Source organism: Pseudoduganella namucuonensis, assembly GCF_900116645.1.
In the GTDB taxonomy this organism is placed as follows: Bacteria; Pseudomonadota; Gammaproteobacteria; order Burkholderiales; family Burkholderiaceae_D; genus Rugamonas; species Rugamonas namucuonensis.
This window is the reverse complement of the sequence record NZ_FPBO01000043.1, coordinates 1-12,895: the sequence shown is the minus strand read 5'-3', so window position 1 is coordinate 12,895 and position 12,895 is coordinate 1. Positions and strand designations below refer to the sequence as shown.

At 69.8% G+C, this 12,895-nt stretch carries 10 protein-coding genes; 2 read left to right on the top strand and 8 right to left on the bottom strand.

The window, feature by feature from the left end; all coding sequences use genetic code 11:
* Positions 1 to 28: 28 nt before the first annotated feature.
* Entirely contained in the window at positions 29 to 487 is a 459-nt protein-coding gene (gene gspG / locus BM436_RS30565) for a type II secretion system major pseudopilin GspG (RefSeq protein ID WP_093559929.1), read from the bottom strand.
* Between the two features lie 362 nt (positions 488 to 849).
* On the opposite strand from gspG, the gene BM436_RS30560 reads away from it, so the two are divergent.
* Positions 850 to 1,575: an NF038120 family PEP-CTERM protein gene (locus BM436_RS30560; protein WP_093559927.1), complete on the top strand. Its 726-nt coding sequence runs from the start codon at positions 850 to 852 to the stop codon at positions 1,573 to 1,575.
* Positions 1,576 to 1,600: 25 nt separating this feature from the next.
* Positions 1,601 to 4,789 carry a S8 family peptidase gene (locus BM436_RS38585; RefSeq protein ID WP_093559925.1) on the top strand — a complete coding sequence of 1,063 codons (3,189 nt, stop codon included), beginning with the start codon at positions 1,601 to 1,603 and terminating at the stop codon, positions 4,787 to 4,789.
* A 280-nt stretch (positions 4,790 to 5,069) separates the two neighbouring features.
* Here BM436_RS38585 and BM436_RS30550 read toward each other — a convergent pair whose 3' ends face one another.
* The 7 genes from BM436_RS30550 to BM436_RS30520 all read right to left on the bottom strand — a co-directional run.
* Positions 5,070 to 5,555, bottom strand: a complete 486-nt coding sequence (locus BM436_RS30550; RefSeq protein ID WP_093559923.1) for a hypothetical protein — start codon at positions 5,553 to 5,555, stop codon at positions 5,070 to 5,072.
* Between the two features lie 93 nt (positions 5,556 to 5,648).
* The gene (gene epsA, locus BM436_RS30545) at positions 5,649 to 6,470 is read right to left on the bottom strand and encodes an XrtB/PEP-CTERM-associated transcriptional regulator EpsA (protein ID WP_093559921.1); all 822 of its coding nucleotides are present in this window, start codon (positions 6,468 to 6,470) and stop codon (positions 5,649 to 5,651) included.
* A gap of 17 nt (positions 6,471 to 6,487) precedes the next feature.
* A complete protein-coding gene (locus tag BM436_RS30540; protein ID WP_093559919.1) occupies positions 6,488 to 7,237 on the bottom strand; it encodes a winged helix-turn-helix domain-containing protein in 750 nt (249 codons plus the stop codon).
* A gap of 215 nt (positions 7,238 to 7,452) precedes the next feature.
* Positions 7,453 to 8,112 carry an NF038129 family PEP-CTERM protein gene (locus BM436_RS30535; protein WP_093559917.1) on the bottom strand — a complete coding sequence of 220 codons (660 nt, stop codon included), beginning with the start codon at positions 8,110 to 8,112 and terminating at the stop codon, positions 7,453 to 7,455.
* A gap of 10 nt (positions 8,113 to 8,122) precedes the next feature.
* A complete protein-coding gene (locus BM436_RS30530) occupies positions 8,123 to 11,155 on the bottom strand; it encodes an ExeM/NucH family extracellular endonuclease (RefSeq protein ID WP_093559915.1) in 3,033 nt (1,010 codons plus the stop codon).
* Positions 11,156 to 11,348: 193 nt separating this feature from the next.
* Entirely contained in the window at positions 11,349 to 12,428 is a 1,080-nt protein-coding gene (locus tag BM436_RS30525; RefSeq protein ID WP_093559913.1) for a TIGR03790 family protein, read from the bottom strand.
* On the bottom strand, positions 12,409 to 12,895 hold a 487-nt coding region (locus tag BM436_RS30520; RefSeq protein ID WP_143133379.1), incomplete at its 5' end, for a cupin domain-containing protein. The genes BM436_RS30520 and BM436_RS30525, both read right to left, overlap by 20 nt.

Below are 12,895 nucleotides of genomic sequence, written 5' to 3'. Positions count from 1 at the left end.
GGCGCTGTGTCGGGGGGTTATTCGGACGTCACTGGGACGAGATGTCGGCGTCCTCGCCGCTGCCGCCGGGCTGGCCGTCCTTGCCCAGCGAGAGGATCTCGAACTCGCCCTTGCTGCCGGGCGAACGGTACTGGTAGGCGCGGCCCCACGGATCGGGCGGCACGCCTTTTTTCAGGTAGGGGCCGTTCCACTTGGCACCGGCCGACGCCGGCGCGGCCAGCAGCGCGGCCAGGCCCTCCTCGGCGCTCGGATAGCGGCCCACGTCGAGCCGGTAGGTGTCCAGCGACTTCTCGAACGCCTCGATCTGCGCCTTGGCGATGGTGACTTCGGACTTGCCCAGCTGGGCGAAATACTTGGGTCCCACGTAAGCCGCCAGCAAGCCGATGATCACGATCACCACCAGCAATTCGAGCAGCGTGAAACCCGTCGCGCGGCGCGCCGCCTCGCGGCCTGGCGCCTTGTTGCCTTGAACCTGTGCTGCATGCATCCGAACCACTCCTTCATTCCGCTACCGGGCTACGTCAATGTGACTTTCTAGCCTACCACGCGCTCTTAGATATCGACAACATTTTATTGTCGTGTGTCACACATGCCGCGTGGTCGTGAATTTTTGCAACATGTCGCGCGGATTTTATGCGTCGCTCCAATGTAAAACCCGGTTACTTTTTCAATAGGAGAAAGCGAACTTAATTTGTTAAATACATGTAACTTTCAAATTATTAACGTTGAAATAATTCTCACAAAAGTTATCTCGATTGCTATATTGCCCGACAGCCCGGCCAGAAGCCGGACTGTGAAAAAATACGATCGGCGGGACCACCTGCCTATACAACACTCAAGGGAAGACACATGAATCGCACCCCCTCAACTCTGAAAAAAACCGTGGCCGCCGCCCTCGCGAGCGTCGCCCTGTGGGCGCCAACCGCCCACGCCACCATCATCGACTTCGAGGACGCCGACCCCGGCTTCCTCGGCAATGGTGACACGGTGCAGTCGCGCGGCTTCAGCTTCACCAGCTTCTCCAACGACTCCGCGGCCGACCTCGGAGCGCTGAGCGGTGCGATCTTCGACGGCACCGACACCGGTTTCTGCACCACCCCGCTGGCCTGCCCGGTCAACAACGCCAGCCGCTACTTCGCCGGCCTGGACGACGGCTCGGCCATCATGAAGAGCGCCACCAGCAGCCACTTCAAGCTGTCCGGCTTCGACGCCAGCTTCATCGGCGGCGGCGGCGCCTACCCGGCCATGGCCGGCCTGCTGCAGGTGTACGGCATCACCGCGCAGAACACCGTGCACCTGCTGGAGTACGCGCTCGGCGGCCCGGGCGCCGGCGGCTTCCTGATGAACCACCGCAACACCGGCGCCGCCTTCTCCGCGCTGGAGCTGACCGAGGTGTACTTCTACGGCTACATGTGCGACGCGTCCCAGAACTGCCACGACACGAACACCCTGAAAGCCCAGTTCGCGCTGGACAACGTCGACGTCACCGATGTTCCCGAACCGGCCACCGCCGCGTTGATGCTGCTGGGCCTCGCCGGCCTCGCCGCCACCCGTCGCCGCGCCGCTCAAGCCTGAAAACCCATTCGAGGAACATCCAACCATGAAACTCCGTCCCGTATCGATCGCCGTCCTGGCCCTGCTCGCGTCCATGGCGCACACCGCCCAGGCCGACGACACCCGCCGCCCCTACATCGTGCAACTGGCCGCCCAGCCCATCGCCTCGTACAACGGCGGCGTCGCCGGCCTGCCCGCCACCCAGCCCTCGCCGGGCAGCCGCTTGCTGATGTTGAGCCCGGCCGTGCAGCAATACACCCAATACCTGGACCAGAAACGCGGCAGCGTGCAGGCGGTGGTGGCCAACGCGCCCATCCAGCACGAGTACAAGGTGGTGCTGAACGGCTTCTCGGCCATGCTGACCGACGACGAGGTGCGCCAGCTGCAGGCCAACCCGGACGTGGCCCAGATCGAGGCCGACATGCCGCGCTCCCTGCAAACGAGCTACACCACCTCCTTCCTGGGCCTGGACCAGCCGGGCGGCGTGTGGAGCCAGCTGAACGGCACCGCCAAGGGCGAGGACGTGGTGGTCGGCATCATCGACAGCGGCGTGTGGCCGGAAAACCTGTCCTACGCGGACCGCGTGGACGGCGACGGCAAGCCCACCTTCGATGTCGGCGGCACCCTGGCCTACAACGCGCCGGCCGGCTGGAACGGCGCCTGCGAAAGCGGCGAGGGCTTCACCGCCAGCCACTGCAACAACAAGCTGATCGGCGCGCGCTTCTTCAACGCCACCTTCGAGGCGCAGAACCCCGGCAACACGCACTGGACCGAATTCCGCTCGCCGCGCGACTCGGCCGCCGGCGCGGCCGGCGAAGGCAGCCACGGCACCCACACCTCGTCCACCGCGGCCGGCAACGGCGGCGTGGCCACCTCCGTCAACGGCATCCCCATGCCCGGCCTCATCTCCGGCATGGCGCCGCGCGCCCGCGTGGCCGTGTACAAGGTGTGCTGGTCCTACACCGTGCCGGTCACCGCCGAGGAGCCGAACGGCGTCAAGAACAGCTGCTTCGGCTCGGACAGCGTGGCCGCCATCGAGCGCGCCATCGCCGACGGCGTGCACGTGCTGAACTACTCGATCAGCGGCGGCGAAAGCTACACCGACTCCGTCGAGCAGGCCTTCCTGAACGCCGCCAACGCCGGCATCTTCGTGTCCGCCTCGGCCGGCAACTCCGGCCCGGCCAACATGGTGGCCCACGTCAGCCCGTGGCTGACCACGGTGGGCGCGTCGACCCACGGCCGCGAACTGAAGGCCACGCTGACCCTGGGCAACGGCGGCCAGTACAGCGGCCTGTCCGTCAGCAACAACGCGCTGCCGCCGGCCGGCCTCATCCGCGCCGAGGACGCCGCGCTGCCGGGCGCCAGCGCCGAGTACAAGAACTACGCCAGGCTGTGCTACCGCGACAACGACGTCAAGCCGAATACCACCATCCCGGTCGGCCCGGTGTTTGACACCAGCAAGACCGCCGGCAAGATCGTGGTCTGCACCCGCGGCACCACCGGCCGCGTCGACAAGGGCAGCGCCGTGCTGGCCGCCGGCGGCGCCGGCATGGTGCTGGTGAACGCGGCCGCCAGCGGCGCGGGCAGCGACCTGTACTCCGACTTCCACGTGCTGCCGGCCGTGCACGTGACGGCCGGCACCGGCGCGCCCATCCTGGCCTACGCGGGCGGCGCCGGCGCCACCGCGTCGCTGAGCCGCTTCTTCGCGGACCTGAACTCGGCGCCGGCGCCGATGATGGCGGACTTCTCCTCGCGCGGCCCGAACCGCTACGACCCCAACCTGCTGAAGCCGGACGTCACCGCGCCCGGCGTGGCCATCCTGGCGGGCGGCTCGGCGGCGCTGAGCCAGTCCGAGCGCGACGCGGTGTCGAACGGCACGCTGCAGCCGTCGCAGGCCTACACCTTCATGCAGGGCACGTCGATGTCCAGCCCGCACGTGGCCGGCCTGGCCGCGCTGCTGCGCCAGTTGCACCCGACCTGGTCGCCGGCGGCGATCAAGTCGGCCCTGATGACCACCGGCACCATGACCAAGGACGACGGCCTGACCGGCGCCCAGAATGGCAGGCTGCCATGGTCGCAGGGCGCCGGCCACGTCAATCCGAACAAGGCCATGGACCCCGGCCTGGTGTACGACCTGAGCGCCTCCGACTACAAGAAATACATGTGCGGCGGCGGCGTGGCCAGCCAGTGCGCCGAGGGCGCGATCCCCGGCTACGAGCTGAACCTGCCGTCGATCACGCTGTCCAATGTGCAGGTCTCGCAGACCGTGACGCGCCGCGTGACCAACGTGAGCGGCGCCGCGTCGACCTACACGGCGACGCCTTCGATCACCGGCTACACCATGGAGGTGACGCCGAGCACGCTGACCTTGAACCCGGGCGAAACCAAGTCCTATTCCGTCAAGCTGACCCGCACCAACGCCCCCAACAACACCTGGCAGTTCGGTGAACTGGTGTGGAGCGACGGCGTGCACAGCGTGCGCAGCCCGGTGCAGGCGCAGTCCGGCAAGGCCGTCACGGCGCCGGCCATCGTCAGTTCCGACCGCACCACCGGCAACCGGGCGCTGGGCCTGAGCGTCGGTTTCACCGGCAAGCTGGGCGCGCTGAAGGGCGGCCTGAAGGAAGTGACCCGCTCGGTGCAGAACGTGGCGCAGGCCATCGAGGGCTCGGTGGATGACGCCGCGATGGCGGCCAAGGCGTGCAAGGACGGCGCGCAGGGCGCCCGCGGCACCGACTTCACCTTCCCGGCCGGCACCGTGGCGGCGCGCTTCGAGACCTTCAACCGCGACACCGTGGGCGGCGCGGCCAACGACCTGGACATGGTCCTGATCGGCGGCGCGGGCACGGCCCTGGCCTATTCCGGCCGCGCCGGTTCGACCGAGGCGATCACGCTGGCCAGCCCGCCGGCCGGCAGCTACCGCGTGTGCGTCATCGGCTACGCGGCCGCCAACGGCGTGTCGACCGACTACACGCTGTCGTCGGCCATCGTGACGACGGCCGACGTGGGCGGCAACTTCAAGGTGATGTTGCCCAGCAAGGTCATCGCCGGCAGCTCGGCGACGGTGGGCGCCAGCTGGTCCGGCCTGGCCCTGGGCAAGCGCTACCTGGGCGGCGTGCAGTTCCTGGATCAGAACAACACCCTGTCCGCGACCACGCTGTTCAATGTGGAAACCTCGGTGCTGATCCCGGAACCGGCGGCCGTGGCCCGCGAGAAGAAGCGCGACACGGGCTTGTGATCGCGTGAAGACGGGCGGGCCCACAAGGCCGGCCCCGCGGAAAGCCGCGGCGTTCGCCGCGGCTTTTTTTCGTCCCGCGTTTTCTCGTTCTAGTCGGCGCGGCCGCCCTGCCCGCCCGGCTGCAGCCGGCACAGGCCGGCCTGGCAGGTGGCGCCCGGGCTTAAAAGGGGTCAGGTTCGGTTTTTTTTTAATACCGAACCTGACCCCTTTTTTTCCGGTATTTTTTTTATACCGAACCTGACCCCTTTTTTTTCCGGTTCCGCTTTTTCGGTTGCCCGATCTAGTCGGCGCGGCCGCCCTGCCCGCCCGGCTGCAGCCGGCACAGGCCGGCCTGGCAGGTGGCGCCCGGGTCCATGACCATCATGCAGTTCGATCGCGGCACTTCGACGCCGGCGGCCGCCCTGGCGGCGTCGGCGGCGATGCGCTGCTCGCGGTGGCGCCGCGCCAGCGCGGACGCCTCGCCGGCCTGGCTGGCCGACACGGGCAGGTAGCCCTCCGGCCCGCCGCAGGCCTTGACGCCGACCGGCACCGTGCGGCACTGTTCGGCGGAGGAACAGGTGGCTGCCGCGCTCATGGCGCGCAAGCGCTCCAGCGGCGCGGACGCGGCCTTGTCGGCGGCCTCGTTGGCAGCCCTGCCGGCAGCCCCGGGCGCGGCCCCGGCGGCGGACCCGATCGCGGACGCCGGCGCGGGCGACGGGGCTTGCGCGGACGCGCAGCCGCTGAGCGCCAGCATCAGGCACGCGGCGTTGAAAACGGATTTTTTCATGGCGGGAGCCCGCGCGGGCGAACGGTGGGGATGGCGGCCATCATGGTCCGGGCCCGCGCAACCGTCAAGCGGCGCACGCCGGCGCGACGCGGCTCACTGACGCCGCATGGGCGGGGCCGAGGCGCTGGCCAGCAGGCGCAGCGAGATGCCGTGCGCCACCGCCTGCGCGCGGTTGCTGACACCCAGCGTCTTGTAGATGCGCTGCAAATGGTTTTTCACGGTGTAGCCGCTGATGCCGAGGATCTGGCCGACCTCGTCGTTGCTCTTGCCCTCGCGCACCCAGTGCAGGATTTCCAGCTCGCGCTGGCTGACCTGGCGCCGCGGCCGCGCCGGCTGTCCGGCGGCGGCGACGCCGGCGTACGCTTCGCCCTCCGCGTCGGCCCGCAGGCGCATCAACGCCAGGTGCAGATGGGGCAGCAGCAATTCCAGGAAGTAGCCCTGGCGCGGGCCGGGCCGGTGCGGCATGCCGAACAGCGCGAAGCAGGAGGCGCCGCCGGGCAGGCGCTCGGTGCCGTGCAGCAGCACGTTGTCCAGCCGGGCCGCGCGCAGTTCGGGCTGGAACGCGGCCAGCGGATGGCGCGGCGCGGCCGGTTCGGCCTCCAGCGCGGCGGGCGCGCAGCCGGGCGCCGCGCCCAGGCAGTGACGCGCCAGCCGCACGGCCAGGCCGTCGACGGGATCGGCCAGGCGCGCCAGCGCCGCCTCCCCCAGCACCGTGCCGTGCACGCATTCGACGTGCAGCACCTCGCCGGCGGGACCGAAGTGCAGGCAGACCAGGATGCGGTGCGGCAGCAGGGCCTGCAGCTGCCCCTGCGTCCACAGGAAGAAGCGGCGCGGCTCGCGCACCTGCAGCGCGGCCTCGATGGCGCCCAGCAGGTATTCCTGCTCCAGCTTGCTGAGGATGACGAGTTGCTCCATGAGGCGCGCGGGAGGGATCAGGCCGCCACGGCGGCGGCCGAGGCGGCCCAGCCGTCCTTGAGGCCGGCGTCCCAGGCGACGAAGCGGTAGCCGCTGCCGCGCACGGTTTCGATGTGGTCGTGGTGGCCGCTGGGCTGCAGCGCGCTGCGCAGGCGGCCGACGTGGGCGTCCACCGTGCGCTCGTCCAGGTAGACGTGGCGGCCCCACACCTGGTCCAGCAGTTGGGCGCGACTGTGCACGCGCTCCGGATGGTGCATCAGGAAGTTCAGCAGGCGGAACTCGACCCGGCCCAGCGACAGCTGGCGCGCGCCGGCCGTCACGCGCAGGGTGCCGGGGTCCAGGCGCAGGCCGGCCATCTGCACCGTGCCGGGCGCGGCTTGCGGCTGGCGGCGGCGCAGCACGGCGTGCAGGCGCGCCAGCATCTCGCGCGGGGCCAGCGGCTTGGTCATGTAGTCGTCGGCGCCGCTTTCCAGCGCCAGCACCTTGTCGGCCTCGGCGGCGCGCTCGCTGAGCATGATGATGGGCAGCTCGCGCGTGCCCGCCCGCGCCCGCAGGCGCCGTATCAGCGACAGGCCGGACTGGCCGGGCAAGTCCCATTCGAGCAGCAGCACGTCCGGCAACGCCTCGGGCGCGGCCTCGTCCAGCATCAGCAGCGCGCTCTCGGCGTCGGCGACGCAGGCGGGCTGGTGGCCGGCCTGGCGGCAATTGAGCGCGAGCAGCTGTTGCACAGCCGGGTCGCTGTCGATGACAAGTATCTGGACAGGCATGGATGCACCGGGTTTCGGAAGAGGCAGAAACAACTATGCATCACCCCGTCCATCCAGCACTAATACAATTTAGCTGCGCGATTCATAGTTTTTTCGTCTAAATTTCACTTTCGCCCACGGCGGCGCGGCCGCCCGCGCAAAAAAAGACGCACCGCGTCCCGGGGAGGCGGTGCGTGCTGTGGCGCGCGCGCATCAGCGCGCACGTTGTCCCGGGATCAAGCGGCCGGCGCGGTCGCGCGGCGGCGGCGCGCCAGTAGCGCCATCGCTGCCAGGCCCGTGCCCGACAGCAGCCAGCCGGCCGGTTCCGGCACGGCCGTCACGGCGTCCGGATCGGCGATGTCCACACCCACCACGGGCGAGCCGCCCGGCGTGGCGGCGGGCTGGAAGTCCACCGACGCCAGGAAGCCGCTCAGCGGATCGGCGTTGCCCAGCACGGTCATGCCGTCGGCGGCGTAGGCGCCCACGCCGAAACGCGAGTAGTTGCCGAAGGCGGCCGGGTCGTAGCCGCCGTCGAAGCTGACGTCGAAGCTCAGCACGCCGCCGAACGTCACCGCGTGGAACAGGTCGTTCCATCCGGCCGTGTTGCCGAAGCGGTAGCCGCCGGCCACGGCCGAGACGTCGCCGAACAGGTCGGGCGTCACCGCCGGGTCGAAGCCCGACAAGTTGAAGACCGTGGCGGTGGCGGGCAGCGCGCCGCCGCTGCCGGCGCCGAATTGCATGTCGATGTAGCCCGAGGCGCCGAAGCCGGCGGTGTCGATGTCGAAGTGGACGATGTTCGCGGCGGCGGCCAGGCCGGACGAGGCGGCCAGCGCCAGCGCCAGGAACGCGCCGCGGACGAGGCGGCGGGTGGTGGCGGTCAGTGCGGAGTTGAACATATTGGTTTCCTTAGAAAGCGCCACGGTAGAACCTGGCGGTGTAGTTGATGGCGCCCTTGGACGGGTTGGTGAAGACCAGCGGCACGGTCAGCGTGGCGCCCGGCGCCAGCGTCGCGCCGGCCGCGGTGATGTAGGGCGCGCCGCCGAAGCTGCCGCTGGCGTTGTCCAGCGTCACGCCGGAAGTCAGGCCGTCGAGCTTGAGCTGGAACGGCCCGCTCAGCGCCGCGCCGCTGGTGTTGGTCACGTACAGATTGCCGGTGAACTTCTGGGTGGCGCGGTTGAAGGCCAGGCCCTGCGCGGCCAGCTTGACGCTGGCGGTCAGCTCGACGTACTTGGGCTGCAGGTTCAGGCTGACGACGACCGGGTCGTGGTCCGAGTTGCGATAGGCCGAGGCGTTGTACAGGCTCTTGGCGTTGTCGTTCTTGCCGTCGGTGTTGTAGTCCAGCACGGTGGGCTCGTCGGCGTTGACGTGCCATTCGGCCGCGCCCGCCACCTGCGGGCTCAGCGAGGCGCTGGCCAGCGCGTGGTCCAGGTAGCCGCTGGTGCCGCCGAACACATAGGAATACGGCGTGCCCTGCGGGCGGATGTGGCGCTCCAGCTGGTTGACGTAGCCGGCGCCGGTGATGGCGGCGATCGGGTCTTCCATGCCGTAGGAGTTCATGTCGCCGATCAGCAGCACGTCCGGGTCGCCGGCGGCGGCCACGACCTGCGGCACGAAGCTGTTGACCAGGCGGTTGGCCTGCTGAATGCGGGTGGCGTTCCAGCAACCCTGGCTGTCGCCCTGGTCGGCGTCCGCGCCGGTGCCGGACGGGCAGCTGCCCTTGGACTTCAGGTGGTTGACGATCAGCGAGAACTTCTCGCCGTTGGCGGCCTGGAAGGTCTGCGCCATCGGCGGCCGGTTGTTGACGCCGTCGCCGTCCGACAGCGCGCCGCCCACCAGGGTCACCCTGGCCGGCTTGTACATCATGGCGACGCGGATGGCGTCGGTGCCGGTGGCGGCCGGGGCCGGCACGATGGCGTAGACGTTGGCGCCGATGGCCGCGTTGAGCGCGTTGGTCAGGTAGCTCAGCGCGTAGTCGCCGTTGTTCTGGATCTCCATCAGGCCGACCACGTCGGCGTCCAGCGCCTTCAGGCCGGCGACGATCTTGTCGCGCTGCTTCACGAACTCGTCCAGGTTGTCCGCGCCGCGGCAGTTGGAGGCCGAGGTGGTGGCGCCGATCTTGCAGCCCTGCCCCGTCTGGCCCTCGACGTTCCTGCCGTTGGTGAAGGTGGTGAAGAAGTTCAGCACGTTGGCGCTGGCCACCTTGACGTTGCCGGCCGCCAGCACGGGCGCGGCCTCGCGCGGATTGCTGCGCGAGAACACCGGCGCCGACACGGGCTGCAGCTTGAAGGCCGCGCCGCCGCCGCCGATGGCGCCGTAGTCGATCACGCCGGTCAGGTCGGTGACGGTGTCGCCCACGCGCACGGTGCCGTCCTGGCCGATGTAGGGCACGACGGCCGGCGTGGTGAAGACGCCGTCGTCCAGCACGATCACGCCGGCCGCGTTGGCGGCCGCCAGCGCGTAGGCCTCGGGCGTGCGGGCCGGATGGCGGTTGGTCGGGATTTCCAGGCGGCCACTGGCCAGCGTCAGTTCGCCGCGGTCGCCCAGGTATTCGGCCTGGTTCACCGTCAGCGGCTGGGTGAAGCGCACCAGCATGCCCTCCAGCGGCGCCAGGGCGGCGCCGGGCGCGACATTGGCCGGCGTCACGGCGTGGCCGGCGCTCATGGGCACGACGGCGGTGACATCCTTGAACTCGGTGTAGGAACGGGTGGCGTTGGTGGGCGTGTATTCGAACACGGTGCCGGTCACGCGGGCCTTGTCGCCCAACTGCACGTTGGCCGGCGCGCTGGAGGTGAAGACGAAGATGCCGTCCGAGGTGGCCGGGTCGCCGTCGCCGGCGGCGTCCTGCATGAAGAAACCGTTGCCGACCTTGAGCGTGACCACGCCCTCGGCGGTCTGCACGGTGCCGTTGTCCGGGCTGGCCGGGCCCGCGCCCTGGATTTGCGGGATGGTGCGCGTCACCGCCGCCAGGCCGGACACCTTCACGGTCAGCGGGCAGGTCGCGGTTTGCTGCTGGTCGTTGCTGAACTGGATGGTCAGCGGATAGTCGCCGACGGCGAGGCTGGACGTGGCGGCCAGGCTGGCGGTGGCCACGCCGCCCGCCTCGGTGGCGGCGGTGAAGTCCACCAGGGCGATGCCGGCCACGGCGCCGCCCAGGATGGTGGCGGCGTTGACGCCGCCGTCGGCGTCGGTGGCGCTCAGCGCCGCGGCGCCGGCGTAGCCCTGCGCCAGCGCCAGCGTGGCGGGACAGGTCGGCACGATGGGCTTGTTCTGCGTCTGGCCGCAGACGCGCAGGGCGGTCGCGGTGTTGCGCGGCGCCGGCACGGCGGCGCCGAAGTCGTTCGCGTTGTTGTCGCTGTCGTCGCAGCCGTCATTGTTGCGGTAGGCCGACAGCAGGTTGCCCAGCGTGGGCGCGGCGCCCGTGCCCTCGTAGAAATTGGCGTTGCCGTAGCCGACGAAATCCATCACCGCGCCGCCGGTGGGCGTGCCGCCGGTCAGCGCGGTGGTGCTGTTGCTCAGCGCGACCTTGGCCGCCCCGGCCGCCATCGGGATGGTGCCGACCTTGTCCGCCGTGACGGTGGTGGCGGTGCCGCCGGCGCCGGCGGCCTCCTGCACCAGGTAGTACTGGCCAGGCTGCAGGGTGACGTTGGTCAGCGGCGTCACCTGCCAGGTGGTGCCGGCGGACGACGCGTACTGCACGCTCCAGCCGTTCAGCGAGACCGGCGCCGCGCCGCGGTTGAACAGCTCGATGAAGTCGTGCTTGAGCGTGGCGGCGGTGGCGCCGCTGCCGTTGCCGCCCGCGCCGTAGACCTGGCTGATGACGATGTCGGAGGCGGCCAGCGCCGGCGCGGACAGGCTGGCCAGCAAGGCGGCCAGGACGGTCAGGCGTCCGGGCGAGGCCGCGGCGCGGTCGGAGCTGCTTGGGGAGCGGGTGTTCTTCATGTGCGTTCCTGATGTGGAGGGTCTGGGACTTGTCTTGCCGGGGTGGCCGGCGTTAACAAAATGAACTCTTTATTGTTCATTGCATATTAATAGAAGGACATGACGAATTAATGACACGGCATTGATCCGAACGGACTAAGCGCGCTTGACACGCCACAAGGCCGCCCCGCTTTAGAGGCCCTCCTCGGTTTTCTCAGCGCGCGGCGCGGTAGGGCGCGGCGCGGTAGGGCGCGGCCAGCGGCTCGCCGATGAACAGGCCCTGGCCGGGCCAGGCGACGCTTTTCCAGTAGGCCTCGATGGCGGTCGCGCCGCGCAGGTACTGGCTCAGCAGGACGGTGGGATGGGGGAATTTCTGCCAGTAGTTGCACGGCTCGCTGACGGTGCCGTAGCTGGCGGTGGCGCCCGCCTCCAGCCAGCGCAGGCTGCTCATCTGCGCGGTGCCGTACAGGTCGCCGCCAAAGGAGGTCAGGTGGTCGGCCAGCGCGCCGGGCAGGAAGCCCAGCGTCTCCAGCTTGTCGACGGACGCCTTGCCGGTCTGGTAGACCATGATGTCGCGCGCGTCCTCCAGGGTCTCGGCGCGGCGCACGTGGATGGTCAGGCGGCGTTGCGGCACGGCGCCGGCGCGGGGGAAATACGGGGCCCGGCTGTTGCGGGCGGTTTCGCCGGTGGCGAGGTAATAGGCGCCGGCGGCCGGCGCGCGGAAACCGCTGGCCACGCCGCGCGCGATCAGGTCGCGGGCCTGTTCCACCGAATCGGTGGGCAACAGCATGGCCAGGCGCATGCCGCGCTCGGTGTAGGGCTTGGCGCCGGCGGCGTTGAAATAGGAACTGATCTTGCCGGGGCCGCAGGTCTTGGCGCACAGGGAGGCGTCGAAGCCCAGCGTGTAGGCGGCGGTGATGGCGTTGCATTCGACCGCGTAGGGCGCGGTCCACAACATGGCGACGGCCTGGATATCCGGGCCCAGCTGGCGGTCGATGTCGGCCTTCAGCGTGGCGAACTGGGCGGCGCTGAGCTTGCGCGGCCGGCCCGGTATGCGCACGTGGACCATGTTGGCGGACGGGATGCCGCGCGCCTCGCGGTAGTGCGCGGCGACGGCCACGCTGTTGGGGTCGTCGTCGTTGACGATCACGGCCAGCTGGGCCGGCCCCAGCGCCGCCGCCGGCGGCCCCTGGGCCGGCGCCGGCGCCGCCGCCAGCAGCGCGGCGAAGCGGCAGGCGGACGTCAGCGCGCGCAAGGGAACGCGCAGGCGCGCGTCAAGTGCGCTGATAGACATCCTCGAAACGGACGATGTCGTCCTCGCCCAGGTAGCCGCCGGACTGGACCTCGATCAGGTGCAGCGGCAGTTTGCCCGGGTTCTCCAGGCGGTGGGTCATGCCGATGGGGATGTAGGTCGATTCGTTCTCCGTCAGCAAGGTCACCTTCTCGCCGCAGGTCACGCGCGCGGTGCCGCTGACCACGATCCAGTGCTCGGCGCGGTGGTGGTGCATCTGCAGCGACAGCTTGCCGCCCGGGTTGACGGTGATGCGCTTGACCTGGAAGCGCTCGCCGACGTCGATGCCCTCGTAGCAGCCCCATGGACGGTACACCTTGGTGTGGTGCAGGTGCTCGGTGCGGTCCTTGGTCTTCAGGTGCTCGACGATCTGCTTGACGCGCTGCACCTGGTCCTTGTGGGCCACCAGCACGGCGTCGTTGGTCTCCACCACCACCAGGTCCTTGACGCCGACCACGGCCACGATGCGG

Bases quoted from the DNA above. Each gene is read 5' to 3' on its own strand.
- BM436_RS30525 (WP_093559913.1), bottom strand. From the start codon at position 12,428: ATGTCTATCAGCGCACTTGACGCGCGCCTGCGCGTTCCCTTGCGCGCG.
- BM436_RS30550 (WP_093559923.1), bottom strand. From the start codon at position 5,555: ATGAAAAAATCCGTTTTCAACGCCGCGTGCCTGATGCTGGCGCTCAGC.
- epsA (WP_093559921.1), bottom strand. From the start codon at position 6,470: ATGGAGCAACTCGTCATCCTCAGCAAGCTGGAGCAGGAATACCTGCTG.
- BM436_RS30540 (WP_093559919.1), bottom strand. From the start codon at position 7,237: ATGCCTGTCCAGATACTTGTCATCGACAGCGACCCGGCTGTGCAACAG.
- BM436_RS30560 (WP_093559927.1), top strand. From the start codon at position 850: ATGAATCGCACCCCCTCAACTCTGAAAAAAACCGTGGCCGCCGCCCTC.
- BM436_RS38585 (WP_093559925.1), top strand. From the start codon at position 1,601: ATGAAACTCCGTCCCGTATCGATCGCCGTCCTGGCCCTGCTCGCGTCC.
- BM436_RS30530 (WP_093559915.1), bottom strand. From the start codon at position 11,155: ATGAAGAACACCCGCTCCCCAAGCAGCTCCGACCGCGCCGCGGCCTCG.
- gspG (WP_093559929.1), bottom strand. From the start codon at position 487: ATGCATGCAGCACAGGTTCAAGGCAACAAGGCGCCAGGCCGCGAGGCG.
- BM436_RS30535 (WP_093559917.1), bottom strand. From the start codon at position 8,112: ATGTTCAACTCCGCACTGACCGCCACCACCCGCCGCCTCGTCCGCGGC.